Annotated in this window: 15 protein-coding genes and 2 tRNA genes; 14 read left to right on the top strand and 3 right to left on the bottom strand. The window is 42.1% G+C overall.

The window, feature by feature from the left end; all coding sequences use genetic code 11:
• Window positions 1-13 precede the first annotated feature (13 nt).
• Together GWI58_RS02990 and GWI58_RS02985 are read left to right on the top strand one after the other, a co-directional pair.
• Entirely contained in the window at window positions 14-361 is a 348-nt protein-coding gene (locus GWI58_RS02990) for a DNA-binding protein (RefSeq protein WP_004246254.1), read from the top strand.
• A 78-nt stretch (window positions 362-439) separates the two neighbouring features.
• Window positions 440-856 carry a DNA-binding protein gene (locus tag GWI58_RS02985; protein WP_004246253.1) on the top strand — a complete coding sequence of 139 codons (417 nt, stop codon included), beginning with the start codon at window positions 440-442 and terminating at the stop codon, window positions 854-856.
• Between the two features lie 46 nt (window positions 857-902).
• On the opposite strand, the gene ispB is transcribed toward GWI58_RS02985, so the two are convergent.
• Complete coding sequence (gene ispB, locus GWI58_RS02980; RefSeq protein ID WP_004246252.1) at window positions 903-1,874, bottom strand: octaprenyl diphosphate synthase; 972 nt, start codon at window positions 1,872-1,874, stop codon at window positions 903-905.
• 262 nt (window positions 1,875-2,136) lie between these two features.
• Between ispB and rplU the strand changes: the two genes are divergently transcribed.
• From rplU to cgtA, 3 genes are all read left to right on the top strand, one after another.
• The gene (gene rplU / locus GWI58_RS02975) at window positions 2,137-2,445 is read left to right on the top strand and encodes a 50S ribosomal protein L21 (RefSeq protein WP_004246251.1); all 309 of its coding nucleotides are present in this window, start codon (window positions 2,137-2,139) and stop codon (window positions 2,443-2,445) included.
• Window positions 2,446-2,464: 19 nt separating this feature from the next.
• On the top strand, window positions 2,465-2,722 hold the full coding sequence (gene rpmA, locus GWI58_RS02970) for a 50S ribosomal protein L27 (RefSeq protein ID WP_004246250.1): 258 nt from the start codon (window positions 2,465-2,467) through the stop codon (window positions 2,720-2,722).
• Window positions 2,723-2,853: 131 nt separating this feature from the next.
• Window positions 2,854-4,023 (top strand): Obg family GTPase CgtA, encoded by a 1,170-nt coding sequence (cgtA, locus tag GWI58_RS02965; protein ID WP_110229696.1) that lies wholly within the window; start codon window positions 2,854-2,856, stop codon window positions 4,021-4,023.
• 110 nt (window positions 4,024-4,133) lie between these two features.
• Here cgtA and dacB read toward each other — a convergent pair whose 3' ends face one another.
• The gene (dacB, locus tag GWI58_RS02960; protein WP_004246248.1) at window positions 4,134-5,576 is read right to left on the bottom strand and encodes a serine-type D-Ala-D-Ala carboxypeptidase; all 1,443 of its coding nucleotides are present in this window, start codon (window positions 5,574-5,576) and stop codon (window positions 4,134-4,136) included.
• A 413-nt stretch (window positions 5,577-5,989) separates the two neighbouring features.
• Here dacB and greA point away from each other — a divergent pair, with 413 nt between their 5' ends.
• Window positions 5,990-6,466: a transcription elongation factor GreA gene (gene greA, locus GWI58_RS02955; RefSeq protein WP_004249606.1), complete on the top strand. Its 477-nt coding sequence runs from the start codon at window positions 5,990-5,992 to the stop codon at window positions 6,464-6,466.
• Window positions 6,467-6,588: 122 nt separating this feature from the next.
• Here the strand turns inward: greA and yhbY are convergent, their stop codons facing one another.
• Window positions 6,589-6,882 carry a ribosome assembly RNA-binding protein YhbY gene (gene yhbY / locus GWI58_RS02950; RefSeq protein WP_012368729.1) on the bottom strand — a complete coding sequence of 98 codons (294 nt, stop codon included), beginning with the start codon at window positions 6,880-6,882 and terminating at the stop codon, window positions 6,589-6,591.
• A gap of 145 nt (window positions 6,883-7,027) precedes the next feature.
• Between yhbY and rlmE the strand changes: the two genes are divergently transcribed.
• The 8 genes from rlmE (at window position 7,028) to rimP (ending at window position 13,366) form a co-directional block, all read left to right on the top strand.
• Entirely contained in the window at window positions 7,028-7,657 is a 630-nt protein-coding gene (gene rlmE / locus GWI58_RS02945; protein ID WP_004246244.1) for a 23S rRNA (uridine(2552)-2'-O)-methyltransferase RlmE, read from the top strand.
• Between the two features lie 56 nt (window positions 7,658-7,713).
• Window positions 7,714-9,654, top strand: coding sequence for an ATP-dependent zinc metalloprotease FtsH (gene ftsH / locus GWI58_RS02940; protein WP_004246243.1), 1,941 nt, complete (start codon window positions 7,714-7,716; stop codon window positions 9,652-9,654).
• Window positions 9,655-9,735: 81 nt separating this feature from the next.
• The gene (folP, locus tag GWI58_RS02935) at window positions 9,736-10,578 is read left to right on the top strand and encodes a dihydropteroate synthase (RefSeq protein ID WP_161768884.1); all 843 of its coding nucleotides are present in this window, start codon (window positions 9,736-9,738) and stop codon (window positions 10,576-10,578) included.
• Entirely contained in the window at window positions 10,575-11,912 is a 1,338-nt protein-coding gene (glmM, locus tag GWI58_RS02930) for a phosphoglucosamine mutase (protein ID WP_004246241.1), read from the top strand. Before folP ends, glmM begins: the two co-directional genes overlap by 4 nt.
• 166 nt (window positions 11,913-12,078) lie before the next feature.
• Window positions 12,079-12,423 carry a preprotein translocase subunit SecG gene (gene secG, locus GWI58_RS02925; RefSeq protein WP_004246240.1) on the top strand — a complete coding sequence of 115 codons (345 nt, stop codon included), beginning with the start codon at window positions 12,079-12,081 and terminating at the stop codon, window positions 12,421-12,423.
• A 64-nt stretch (window positions 12,424-12,487) separates the two neighbouring features.
• Window positions 12,488-12,577: transfer RNA gene (locus tag GWI58_RS02920), tRNA-Leu, on the top strand.
• Window positions 12,578-12,637: 60 nt separating this feature from the next.
• Window positions 12,638-12,714, top strand: a tRNA-Met gene (locus tag GWI58_RS02915).
• A 199-nt stretch (window positions 12,715-12,913) separates the two neighbouring features.
• Window positions 12,914-13,366 (top strand): ribosome maturation factor RimP, encoded by a 453-nt coding sequence (rimP, locus tag GWI58_RS02910; RefSeq protein WP_004253010.1) that lies wholly within the window; start codon window positions 12,914-12,916, stop codon window positions 13,364-13,366.
• The last annotated feature ends 11 nt before the right edge of the window (window positions 13,367-13,377 follow it).

The following is a 13,377-nucleotide window of genomic DNA, read 5'->3' as shown; positions in this document are numbered from 1 at the left end:
TTAGAGAAACGTAATGAAAAAAGAGTGGTATACGGCAATGGAATTGACGGGTATAGGTGGATTACCTAAATCACCACAAGGTGTAAATGCAAAAGCTAAACGTGAATCTTGGTTAAAACAAAAGAGAACTAATAAACAAGGAAATGGCGTTGAATATCATTACTCTTGTTTACCAGAAGAAACTTTAATTGCTCTGGAGCTTTATGAACCATTAGCACATTACAAACTAAATAAAGAGGAGCCACTCGTTATCTGGGTGAAAGCATTCCAACAACTTAATGATGGTGAACAAAAAACAGTAACAGAGCTGATCTTGCGGGATGGTATTAGAAGTTTTTTAGAAAAGATCGTCAAAGATTAAGCGACTTTAAAGAACGCGCTATTGCGTTATCCGCAACCGATATCTGACTAACCTCTTAGTTGAATGTGAGATGAGATCATGAAAAAAGAATGGTATACAGCAAAAGAATTAGTAGGGCTTGCAGGGTTACCTAATTCTCCACAAGGGGTCAATTTAATGGCACGCCGTGAAGGATGGGAAAATCGCCGTAAGCGTGGAGTACAAGGTAAAGCCGTTGAGTACTCGGTTAAAAGCCTCCCTGAAGAGGTGGTGAGTGTGTTAGCGGCGCATGAGCCTCCTGCAGAATATTTATCTAAGCGTCAGGATGCCTTTCTTATCTGGGTGGAAGCTTATTATCAGCTAACAAAATCAGAGCGTGAAAAAATCGTAAAATTTGTTTTACGAGAAGGTCTCGCTAAGTTAATTAGCTATATTGATGCTGACAATCAAGAAGAGATCGAACGAGAAAATGAAGAAGTGGTTCAAAAATTAAAAAGCCCCCCAGAGTCGACATAGTCGCTCTGACGGGCTTCTCATACTTTATGGGGTTTAGGTATGAAAATTACGATTGTCGTTGCACAGCAACGTGCGCAAGGCCAATTAATGCATCTTTGTAAGATGAATCAGGAATAATCGCTAACGCCTCAATGGCTTTATCGGCTTCTTCTTCCGCTTTTTGGCGGGTATATTCCAGTGAGCCACACTGTTTCATCGTTTTTAACACAGTGTCGAGTAAATGACGGCCGTTACCTTTTTCAATGGCTTGACGAATGAGTTGTGATTCTGTTTCGTTACCATGGTGCATGGCATGAAGTAAAGGCAAAGTAGGTTTACCTTCATCCAGATCGTCACCGGTATTTTTACCTAATTGGGTATTATCTGCATCATAATCCAGTAAATCGTCAATCAGCTGGAATGCGGTACCAAGATAACGACCATAATCTTGGAAAGCTTTCTCTTGCTCTGGAGTGGCTCCGCAGAGGATGGCTGACGCATGAGAGGCAGCTTCAAATAAACGGGCGGTTTTACTGTAGATAACTTGCATATAGTCATCTTCAGTAATGTCAGGATCGTTACAATTCATTAATTGTAATACTTCACCTTCAGCGATCACATTGGTTGCGCTAGACATCAGCTTTAGCACGCGCATGGAATCAAGATCCGTCATCATCTGAAAAGATCGTGTATAAATAAAGTCACCTACCAGCACGCTTGCAGCATTACCAAACACAGCATTAGCTGTTTGTTTGCCTCTACGCATATCGGATTCATCAACAACATCGTCGTGCAATAATGTTGCGGTATGAATAAATTCAATTAAAGCGGCGACAGAGATATGTTTGTCCCCTTGATAATCCAAAGCTCGGCCGGTCAGAACAGCGATCATTGGGCGGATCCTTTTACCACCACCGCTAATGATGTAGTAACCAAGCTGGTTTATCAAAGAAACATCTGAATTAAGCTGGTAAAGAATTGCGTCATTTACCGCAGCCATATCAGCGGATGTGAGTTTTATAATAGATTCTAAATTCATGTTTTTCGACTTTGGCTCGCCAATGAGCGCGTTATAATTAATAAAAAATGATCATGCCATAGATTTTACTCTCTTATAATTTAGATTGTACTTTAAAAATGGCTGAAATAAATATTGTGTAAAAAACTCTTTTTTTTGCTGGTTGTTTGCGATCTATACTTGTCATCGCGACTAAATTTGCGTAGAATTCGCGCCCTATGTGAATATTTTAATTGTGCACTCAAATTATACATATTGGGAGTGTGCGGAAAGCGGAGTTTATATGTACGCGGTTTTCCAAAGTGGTGGTAAACAACACCGAGTCAGCGAAGGTCAAACAATTCGCTTAGAAAAGCTTGAAGTAGCAACTGGCGAAACTATTGAGTTTGACACCGTCATGATGGTCGCTGATGGCGACAACATTCAAATTGGCGCTCCAATCCTTGAGGGCGTTAAAGTTAAAGCGGAAGTGGTTGCTCACGGTCGCGGCGAGAAAGTTAAAATTGTTAAGTTCCGTCGTCGTAAACACAGCCGTAAACAGCAGGGCCACCGTCAGTGGTTTACTGATGTTAAAATCACTGGTATCGCTTAAGGTTTAGGAGAGCAGATTAATGGCACACAAAAAGGCTGGCGGCTCGACTCGTAACGGTCGCGATTCCGAAGCAAAACGTCTAGGTGTAAAACGTTTCGGTGGTGAAGCTGTATTAGCAGGTAGCATCATCGTTCGTCAACGTGGTACTAAGTTCCATGCAGGTACTAACGTTGGTTGTGGTCGTGACCACACCCTGTTTGCGTTAGCTGACGGAAAAGTTAAATTCGAAGTTAAAGGTCCAAACAATCGTAAATTTATCAGCATCGAAGCTGAATAATTACCGGTCCTTTAAACACCGAGTTAAAAGCCCTGCACAGTCTGTTGCGGGGCTTTTTATATTTAAAAAAGGCCATCTCTGGGTAATTTCGGCCATCCAGCACGTTAATGGCTATCATACGGAGTAAAATCATGAAATTTGTTGATGAGGCCAAGATCCTAATCGTCGCTGGCGACGGTGGTAACGGCTGTGTAAGCTTTCGTCGAGAAAAATATATCCCGAAAGGGGGACCAGACGGTGGTGATGGCGGTGATGGTGGTGATGTCTACATGGTTGCAGACGAAAACCTCAACACCCTTATCGATTACCGTTTTACTAAATCTTACCGCGCTGAGCGTGGTGAAAATGGCCAAAGCCGTGATTGTACGGGAAAACGAGGTCAAGATATTACTATTAATGTCCCTGTGGGGACGCGTGCCCGTGATCTTGCTACAGGCGAGATCATTGCTGACTTAACGGTACATGGTCAAAAACAAATGGTCGCTAAAGGTGGCTTCCATGGTTTAGGGAATACGCGTTTTAAATCATCAGTCAATCGTGCACCACGTCAACGCACAATGGGTACACCGGGTGAATCACGTGAAGTACTGTTAGAGCTGATGCTACTTGCAGATGTAGGTATGTTAGGTATGCCGAATGCCGGTAAATCTACCTTTATTCGAGCCGTCTCGGCAGCCAAACCCAAAGTGGCAGATTATCCATTTACTACACTAGTACCTAGCTTAGGTGTTGTGCGTATGGACAGCCATCAAAGCTTTGTGGTTGCGGATATACCGGGGCTGATCGAAGGGGCTGCTGATGGCGCGGGTCTTGGGATCCAGTTCCTGAAACATTTGGAACGCTGCCGTGTATTATTGCATTTGATCGACATCGATCCTATTGATGGTTCTGATCCCGTTGAAAATGCCAAAATCATTATTTCTGAATTAGAAAAATACAGCGATAAACTGGCACAAAAACCACGTTGGTTAGTTTTCAATAAAGTGGATCTGCTAGATGCCGATGAAGCAAAACAGAAAGCGCAAGCGATAGTTGAAGCGTTGGGTTGGGAAGGTGATTATTATATGATTGCTGCTATCAACCAAGAAGGGGTGAAAAAACTTTGTTGGGATATTATGGAATTCCTGAAAGTGACCCCACGTGAGCAAGATATTGCTACCGCTTTAGTAGCTGAAGAAAAAGTTGATTTTATGTGGGATGACTACCATAAAGAACAACTTGAAAATCCTGACTTTGAAGACGATGACGAAGATTGGGATGAAGAAGATGATGATGGTGTAGAGTTTATCTACCAACGCTAATCTCTCTTTTTATCGGTATTGTTGTCTCGGTATCGTATAGACATACAGATAGCGAGACATAAAAAACGCCTGAATTTTCAGGCGTTTTTACTTTCTAACAAATAATAGTGCTATTTATTGTTATAGATATCTTTATATAAATTCGTTTCAAAACGAACCAAATAGGCGCGTCCAGCATTGCGATTTTGTGTAGGGGGAGAGTAGGCAGAAATAAATTGTACAAATGCTACTTTCTGTCCATTGGCTGTCGTCATAAAGCCAGCTAGATTATACACTCCCTTGAGTGAACCTGTTTTAGCGGAAACTTTACCGTTGACGCCCGCTTCAGTAAAACCACCACGATATTGCAATGTACCATCATGACCGGCAAGAGGAAGCATACTGATAAAATTTAATTCACTATCATGTTGTCCGACATATTGTAATACTTGCATCATGGTTGCGGGGGCTATCAGGTTATGGCGGGAAAGCCCAGATCCATCCACCATAATTGTATTAGCTAAATCAATGCCCGCTTTTTGTTTTAAAATAGCACGAGTGGCATCCGCCCCTGAACGCCAAGTGCCAGCAACACCATAATATTCACGACCAATAGTTCTAAATACGGCATCTGCAATCATATTGTCAGACTCTTTTAACATCGTCGTCAATAAAGTGTGTAACGGTTTAGATTGTGTTTGTGCTAAAACAGTAACAGGGGCTTTAGGTTGGGAGCGGCGTTTGACATAACCGTCCAGCTCAATATCTGCACGTTGTAACTCTTCTTTTAGCAATATACCTGCCCAGTGCGCACCATCTTGAATGGAAAACATCAGCGGCATGGCTTCTTCACGTTTAGGAATGCAGCCTGTTATCACATAAGTATTTAAATCTCTCACCGTGACGTCTAATTCGCAAAAGCGGGTTCGTGTTGAGCCTTTTTCATAGGTTTCAACTTCGCTTAAAACCGTGACAGGATAAAAAGACGCTTTACGTATGGTGGCGATATCACCTTCTTTTTGACCACTTTGCAGTAAGACGGAAAAACAATTTTTATCCACAATAGCGGCACTTGGCGGGGCACTAAAGCATTGGGTCATATCATTCCAAACCCATCCCGGCGCTTTGTCATGGCTGGAGAAAGCAGAGGTATCAATTAATAAATTTCCCGTTATTTTTGTGACGCCGGATTGTTTTAATACGGCAACCATTGCTCGTAATTGCTGGCGAGTTAGCGTAGGATCACCACTAAAACGGAAAATTAAATCACCCTCTAGTTGATTGTTTTTTATCTTTCCTTCCGTTTCCATTGTGGTGGTAAATTGATAATCTCCCCCTAATTGCAATAGGGCGGCTAAAGCTGTGACCACTTTTTGTGTGCTGGCTGGCAAAGATAATTGATTATCATTATAAGTTAGGTTTGGGGAGGATGCGCCAACTGTTTGGGTGATTAAACCGACTTGAGTACCATCAGGCAAAAGTTCTATATATTTTTCAACAGGAATGGCGAGGGTTGAAAAGCTTAACAGACTCAAGGTATAAAATATTCCGCGGAATATAGGTAATAAGCGCATAATTTCTCTATCCGTAACTATAAGCTTAACGCTATAGTGTTGATTGCCAGAGGCTAATACTAAAGGGCAATGAGGGCAAAAGTAAACGGTAACACGTGTGATTATCTGATTATCAGAAAATATTACTTATCCTGTTTTTAAAACGAGAATAAGACGTGAAGCCATTGGCCTCTTGTGTTAGATTTAGTTTAGCTTTAGATAAGGGAGGTTTTTACTACTTCCCAACCAAAAGGGTAGAAAGTTACAATTATTTTCTATTCATCGAATATATAAAGGGACAGGCCCTCATTAAGGCTGCCTGTGTCTTTTTTTGTCTTGAGAAGAGTAAAGTAGAACCTTTTCTCTGTGTTGTTAGTATAAAAAATCAGGATGATACCTATTTTTTATTAGGAATAGTATTGAGGTATTAACACATGAATCAGATCCCTATGACAGTTCTCGGAGCAGAAAAATTACGCGAAGAACTGGAATATCTAAAAACTGTTCGTCGCCCAGAAATTACCGCGGCCATTGCTGAGGCACGGGAACATGGCGACTTAAAAGAAAACGCGGAATATCACGCAGCTCGTGAACAACAGGGTTTCTGTGAAGGCCGCATTCAAGAAATTGAAGCAAAATTATCAAATGCGCAAGTCATTGATATCACTAAAATGACGAATAATGGACGTATTATTTTTGGTGCCACGGTGACGTTACTCAATGTGGATACTGAAGAAGAGCAAAAATACCGCATTGTTGGTGATGATGAAGCAAACATTAAAGAAAACTTAATTTCAGTCAACTCACCGATTGCCCGTGGATTGATTGGTAAAGAGTTAGATGATGTGGTGGTCATTAACACCCCAGGCGGCCAAGTAGAGTATGAAGTTTTAAACGTAGAATATATTTAATTTGTAATTTTACGTTTCTATAGAAAACTAGAATGCTATCCTGTGGTAATATTAAAAAAGGCCTGAAAAGGCCTTTTTTGCCATAGAGTTAGTTATGGCATTTTTATATAAAGGTATAAGTTTTATTTCGGTAAAATAATTTTACGCGCTTCAGAAGGGCGATAAAGAACAACCATTTTTCCGATAACTTGTACATTCTGTGCACCGCTTTCACGCACAATCGCTGCCACGATCAAGTTTTTAACATCTCGATCTTCGCCTGCGATTTTGACTTTGATAAGCTCATGATGTGCCAGAGCGATTTCAATTTCTGCAAGAACGCCTTCAGTCAACCCGTTGTTACCGATCATAACGACAGGATTGAGATGATGAGCGAGCCCTTTCAGGTGTTGAATTTGTTTTTTGTTAAGAGTCATCATTAATTTTTGCTTAGTTGGGATTGAAAACGGTCCATTCTAACGCCATCTCTCATTTATCACCATAAAATGTCGTCAAGATGCGGTAAAATGAGTGAAGAAGTAAAATTTTTGATTGCTAAGTGTATGATAGTTGGAAAACGCAATGGCCAATAAAAAACGTTCGGCAAGCTCTAGCCGCTGGTTACAAGAACATTTTAGTGATAAATATGTTCAACAAGCAAAGAAAAAAGGGTTTCGCTCTCGAGCTTGGTTTAAATTGGAAGAAATTCAGCAAAGTGATAACATTTTCAAACCAGGTATGACCGTTGTCGATTTAGGTGCTGCTCCGGGTGGGTGGTCTCAATATGTCGTACAGCAGTTAGGAAATAAAGGTAGGATCATCGCATGTGACCTTTTACCTATGGATCCTATCGTTGGTGTCGATTTCCTTCAAGGCGATTTTCGTGATGAACTTGTATTGAAGGCATTGCTTGATAGAGTAGGTGATAATAAAGTCCAGGTTGTCATGTCTGACATGGCTCCAAACATGAGCGGAACACCCGCGGTCGATATTCCTCGATCCATGTATTTAGTAGAGTTAGCGCTTGATATGTGTCGTGATGTGCTGGCTCCCGGGGGAAGTTTTATTGTCAAAGTGTTTCAGGGAGAAGGCTTTGATGAGTACCTGGGGCAAATACGCTCCCTGTTTACGAAAGTGAAAGTTCGTAAACCAGACGCTTCGCGGTCTCGTTCTCGTGAGGTATATATTGTAGCCACAGGGCGTAAACTTTAGTACCCTAAAGCTATTTGTTAACACAGTTGTAATATGAGGTTAATCCCTTGAGTGACATGGCGAAAAACCTGATCCTCTGGTTAGTCATTGCAGTCGTATTGATGTCATTATTCCAGAGCTTCGGACCCAGCGATTCGAATAGTCGTAAGGTGGATTACTCTACCTTTATCAATGAGTTAACTAATAACCAGTTACGCGAGGTCAGCATAAGTGGTTATGATATTAATGTAACTAAAACAGATAACTCAAAGTACAGCACGTATATGCCTATGCGTGATGATAACCTGCTGACCACTTTAATGAACCGTAATGTAAAAGTGACCGGTGAACCCATTGAAGGTCAAAGCCTTCTAACACAAATTTTTGTGTCTTGGTTCCCAATGCTTTTACTGATTGGTCTTTGGATCTTCTTTATGCGCCAAATGCAAGGTGGTGGCGGTAAAGGTGCGATGTCTTTTGGTAAGAGTAAGGCTCGCATGTTGACAGAAGACCAAATCAAAACAACCTTTGCTGATGTTGCAGGTTGTGATGAGGCCAAAGAAGAAGTCAGCGAGCTAGTTGAGTATTTACGTGATCCGGGTCGTTTCCAGAAATTAGGTGGTAAAATTCCGAAAGGTATCCTAATGGTTGGTCCTCCTGGTACGGGTAAAACATTATTAGCAAAAGCGATTGCTGGTGAAGCAAAAGTACCTTTCTTTACTATTTCTGGTTCTGACTTCGTTGAAATGTTTGTCGGGGTCGGTGCTTCTCGTGTTCGTGATATGTTTGAACAGGCTAAAAAAGCAGCACCTTGTATCATCTTTATCGATGAAATCGATGCGGTTGGTCGTCAACGTGGTGCCGGTCTTGGCGGTGGTCATGATGAACGTGAACAAACGCTGAACCAGATGCTGGTCGAAATGGATGGTTTTGAAGGCAACGAAGGTATCATCGTGATTGCCGCAACTAACCGCCCTGACGTATTAGACCCTGCATTATTACGTCCAGGTCGTTTTGACCGTCAAGTCGTCGTAGGTTTACCAGATGTTCGTGGTCGTGAGCAAATTCTGAAAGTGCATATGCGCCGAGTGCCATTATCACCAGACGTTGATCCTGCGATCCTTGCTCGTGGTACTCCGGGTTTCTCCGGTGCTGACTTGGCAAACTTGGTTAATGAAGCTGCACTATTTGCTGCACGCGGTAACAAACGTGTTGTTTCAATGGTCGAGTTCGAAAAAGCAAAAGATAAGATCATGATGGGTGCTGAACGTCGTTCAATGGTTATGACCGAAGAACAAAAAGCATCAACGGCTTATCATGAAGCGGGACACGCCATTATTGGTCGTTTAGTGCCTGAACATGATCCGGTACATAAAGTGACGATTATCCCTCGTGGACGTGCATTAGGTGTGACTTTCTTCTTACCTGAAGGTGACCAAATCAGTGCCAGCCGTCAAAAACTGGAAAGCCAAATTTCAACACTTTATGGTGGCCGTTTAGCGGAAGAGATCATTTATGGGCCTGAACATGTTTCGACAGGGGCTTCTAATGATATCAAAGTAGCAACCAATATTGCGCGTAACATGGTGACACAGTGGGGCTTCTCTGAAAAATTAGGGCCATTACTGTATGCTGATGAAGACGGTGAGGTGTTCTTAGGTCGTTCAGTTGCTAAAGCGCAACATATGTCAGATGAAACGGCACGTACTATCGACGAAGAAATTAAAGCTATCATCGACCGTAACTATACCCGTGCTCGTCAAATCCTGATGGACAACCTAGATATTCTGCACTCAATGAAAGATGCATTAATGACTTATGAAACCATTGATGCACCTCAAATTGATGACTTAATGAATCGTCGTGAAGTTCGTCCACCGGCAGGTTGGGAAGGCAATAATGGCAATAGTGGTGCAAATACCGCTACAGCACAGCCGACACAAACACATGTGACGAATGAGCCAAATAATAAGTCAGGATCAGAGAGTGACACACCTTCTGATAACAATACTCATTAATCCTTATCGGGTTCTATATTGAGTAAGCTATAAATACAAACCCCAGGCTTTCTGGGGTTTTTTTATATAGGTATCAACGAAATGAAATTAATTGCCAGAGGAAGAGAGCTTAATTTATCTTCACCCCAAGTGATGGGCATTTTAAATGTGACGCCAGATTCATTTTCTGATGGCGGAACGCATAACTCTCTTAATGATGCTATTAACCACGCCGCTAAACTTATTGCTGAAGGGGCTTCTATCATCGATATCGGTGGTGAATCAACAAGGCCGGGTGCCAGTGATGTTTCTGTCGATGAAGAGTTACATCGTGTTATTCCTGTGGTCGAAGCTATCCAGCAACGTTTTGATGTGTGGATTTCTGTTGATACATCCAAAGCACAAGTGATCACGGAGTCTGCTCAAGCGGGTGCCTCTATTATCAATGATATACGTTCACTTACCGAACCTGGAGCACTTCAGGCGGCTGCAAAAACGGGGTTACCTGTTTGTATTATGCATATGCAAGGTTTACCTAAAACAATGCAACATGCGCCGCAGTATAAGAATGTGATGATAGAAGTTGATGCTTTTCTAGCAGAGAATATTCAACGTTGTATTGATGCTGGTATCGAGAAAAATCAAATTATTCTTGATCCAGGCTTCGGCTTTGGTAAAAATTTAGCGCATAATTATCAATTATTAGCACATCTAAGTGATTTTCATCACTTTGGTTTACCGATACTCGCCGGAATGTCACGTAAATCAATGGTAGGACAGTTACTCAATGTTCCGCCACAAGAGCGTGTTGCTGGTAGTGTTGCTTGCGCAGTTATTGCTGCAATGCAAGGGGCACAAATTATTCGTGTACACGATGTTAAAGAGACTGTAGATGCGATGAAAGTCGTGCAGGCGACTCTTTCTGCAAAGGAAAATAATGAATGAGCGAACGTAAATACTTTGGAACAGACGGTATCCGTGGAAAAGTAGGTGACAGCCCTATTACACCTGATTTTGTATTAAAGCTAGGCTGGGCTGCAGGTAAAGTACTTGCACGTCACGGCTCACGTAAAATCATTATCGGTAAAGATACTCGTATTTCTGGTTATATGTTGGAATCGGCTCTAGAAGCAGGCCTTGCTGCTGCGGGATTATCCGCTTCATTTACAGGCCCGATGCCAACCCCTGCGGTCGCTTATTTAACCCGTACTTTCAGAGCAGAAGCTGGCATAGTGATTTCTGCTTCTCATAATCCCTATTATGATAATGGCATCAAATTCTTCTCCATTGATGGTACAAAACTACCTGATGAAGTAGAAGAAGCCATTGAAGCGGAAATGGAAAAACCGATCACTTGTGTAGAGTCCGCAGAATTAGGGCGTGCGAATCGCATTGTTGATGCCGCAGGCCGTTATATTGAATTTTGTAAAGGTACGTTCCCTAACGAAAATAATTTAAATGGGTTAAAAGTTGTTGTGGATTGTGCCCATGGTGCAACTTACCATATTGCGCCTAATGTTTTTCGTGAACTCGGGGCTGAGGTTATCACTATTGGTTGTGAGCCTACGGGCATCAATATCAATGACGAATGTGGTGCAACAGATGTACGTATGTTGCAAAAACGCGTGTTAGAAGAGGGTGCCGACGTTGGTTTAGCCTTTGATGGTGATGGTGACCGTATTATTATGGTTGATCATAAAGGCCTAAAAGTAGATGGTGACCAAATTCTCTATATCATTGCGCGAGAAGCGTTACGTCAAGGTCAACTACGTGGTGGTGCCGTCGGTACACTAATGAGTAATATGGGGTTAGAGATTGCCTTAAAACAGCTTGGTATTCCTTTTGTGAGAGCCAAAGTGGGTGACCGCTATGTGCTTGAGAAATTGCAAGAAAAAGGCTGGCGTTTAGGGGCGGAAAACTCGGGTCATATTATTTTACTTGATAAGACAACAACGGGTGATGGTATTGTTGCTGGTCTGCAAGTATTAAGCGCAATGGTTCGTAACCATATGAGCTTGCATGATCTATGCAGTGGCATGAAATTATTACCACAAATTTTGGTGAATGTTCGTTTTACGGGAAATCACGATCCTCTACAATCAACAGAAGTTCAGCAAGTCGCAAAAGAAGTTGAGGCGGAGCTTGGTGGTAAGGGACGCGTTTTATTACGTAAATCAGGAACAGAACCATTAATTCGAGTGATGGTTGAAGGCGAAAATGAAGAGCAAGTCACAGCGATGGCGAATCGTATTGCTGATGCAGTAAAACATGTTGGCTAATTGCTGTTTTTTTCTTCAATTAATCACTTTATAGTAAAATAACCTTGCTTGTCAGTTCAGGTTTGGTTAGTATTCACACCCGCTTAGTAAGGTCGTTGAACTAAAGCGGGTGAAGCAATCGAAGGTTATCGCATAGGCGATAAGTTCCATAGAATAGGTAACGCAAATGTATACAGCACTCATTGTTATTCTTATCATTGCAGCAACAGGGCTGGTTGGTCTGATCCTGTTACAGCAGGGTAAAGGTGCTGATATGGGCGCTTCTTTTGGTGCAGGTGCTTCCGGTACAGTATTTGGTTCAAGCGGTTCAGCAAATTTCATGACCCGTATGACCGCTGTTTTAGCAACAGTGTTTATTGTACTTTGCCTTATTTTAGGTAATTTAAGTGCCAATAAAACTGTTCGTGAAGACAGTAAGTGGATGTCTATCGAGCAGACTGCAGAAGAAGCGAAAAAAGCTGAGCAATTAGCAGCGCCTGTAGCACCAGCAAACACAGATATTCCGCAGTAAACTAAGTAATAGTTAAAAATGAGATTGTTTGGGGTTTTGGTTAAATAAACAGTCTCATTAAAGTGCCGAGGTGGTGAAATTGGTATACACGCTACCTTGAGGTGGTAGTGCCTACAAAACGGGCGTACGGGTTCAAGTCCCGTTCTCGGCACCATTATTCCAGATAGCTTGCGTTTTGCTTGTTATCAGCGTAAAATTTGCCACGTTTTTCGAACGCGGGGTGGAGCAGCTTGGTAGCTCGTCGGGCTCATAACCCGAAGGTCGTTGGTTCAAATCCAGCCCCCGCAACCACTTCTAACAATACAGCACTTTTCTCATTAATCATCTTGTAAACCGATTATGATCCTGAGTGGAATGTGCCGTAGAAGAGGTTATCTCGATTGGCAAGTTACAGGGTCCAGTTGCATAAAGCCCCGAATTTCGGGGTTTTTTGTTATCAGAGAATAGAATACTGGGCTATAAGCCCTTTTTTTATGCCTTGGGGGTGGGTTTGTCCACATTAGAGCAAAAATTAACAGCGATGGTTTCAGCACCAGTAGAAGCATTAGGCTTTGAATTTGTTGGTCTTGAGTTTATTCGTGGTCGAGTATCAACATTGCGTATCTATATTGATAGTGAAGAAGGTATCACTGTTGATGATTGTGCTGATGTTAGCCACCAGGTCAGTGCTGTGCTGGATGTTGAAGATCCAATTCAAACATTTTATAACCTTGAGATCTCATCTCCTGGTTTAGAAAGACCTTTATTCACTACAACGCATTATGAGCAATTTATCGGCGAAGAAGTCGCCGTTGTATTACGAATTGCGATGCAAAACCGCCGTAAATGGCAGGGCATTATTAAGTCTGTCGCTGGCGAAATGATCACGGTTACTGTGGATGGTAAAGACGAAGTGTTCGCACTGAGCAACATCCAGAAAGCTAACCTGGTACCCCACTTTTAAGTTTTGAAGAG

Source organism: Proteus sp. G2674, from assembly GCF_009915195.1.
Classification (GTDB): domain Bacteria; phylum Pseudomonadota; class Gammaproteobacteria; order Enterobacterales; family Enterobacteriaceae; genus Proteus; species Proteus mirabilis.
The sequence above is the reverse complement of the archived record's forward strand: the minus strand, read 5'-3'. Positions and strand labels throughout refer to the sequence as shown.

What these genes read in the sequence shown, in the direction of transcription:
- GWI58_RS02990 (WP_004246254.1), top strand. Translation starts at nt 14, where the DNA reads ATGAAAAAAGAGTGGTATACGGCAATGGAATTGACGGGTATAGGTGGA.
- GWI58_RS02985 (WP_004246253.1), top strand. Translation starts at nt 440, where the DNA reads ATGAAAAAAGAATGGTATACAGCAAAAGAATTAGTAGGGCTTGCAGGG.
- ispB (WP_004246252.1), bottom strand. Translation starts at nt 1,874, where the DNA reads ATGAATTTAGAATCTATTATAAAACTCACATCCGCTGATATGGCTGCG.
- rplU (WP_004246251.1), top strand. Translation starts at nt 2,137, where the DNA reads ATGTACGCGGTTTTCCAAAGTGGTGGTAAACAACACCGAGTCAGCGAA.
- rpmA (WP_004246250.1), top strand. Translation starts at nt 2,465, where the DNA reads ATGGCACACAAAAAGGCTGGCGGCTCGACTCGTAACGGTCGCGATTCC.
- cgtA (WP_110229696.1), top strand. Translation starts at nt 2,854, where the DNA reads ATGAAATTTGTTGATGAGGCCAAGATCCTAATCGTCGCTGGCGACGGT.
- dacB (WP_004246248.1), bottom strand. Translation starts at nt 5,576, where the DNA reads ATGCGCTTATTACCTATATTCCGCGGAATATTTTATACCTTGAGTCTG.
- greA (WP_004249606.1), top strand. Translation starts at nt 5,990, where the DNA reads ATGAATCAGATCCCTATGACAGTTCTCGGAGCAGAAAAATTACGCGAA.
- yhbY (WP_012368729.1), bottom strand. Translation starts at nt 6,882, where the DNA reads ATGACTCTTAACAAAAAACAAATTCAACACCTGAAAGGGCTCGCTCAT.
- rlmE (WP_004246244.1), top strand. Translation starts at nt 7,028, where the DNA reads ATGGCCAATAAAAAACGTTCGGCAAGCTCTAGCCGCTGGTTACAAGAA.
- ftsH (WP_004246243.1), top strand. Translation starts at nt 7,714, where the DNA reads ATGGCGAAAAACCTGATCCTCTGGTTAGTCATTGCAGTCGTATTGATG.
- folP (WP_161768884.1), top strand. Translation starts at nt 9,736, where the DNA reads ATGAAATTAATTGCCAGAGGAAGAGAGCTTAATTTATCTTCACCCCAA.
- glmM (WP_004246241.1), top strand. Translation starts at nt 10,575, where the DNA reads ATGAGCGAACGTAAATACTTTGGAACAGACGGTATCCGTGGAAAAGTA.
- secG (WP_004246240.1), top strand. Translation starts at nt 12,079, where the DNA reads ATGTATACAGCACTCATTGTTATTCTTATCATTGCAGCAACAGGGCTG.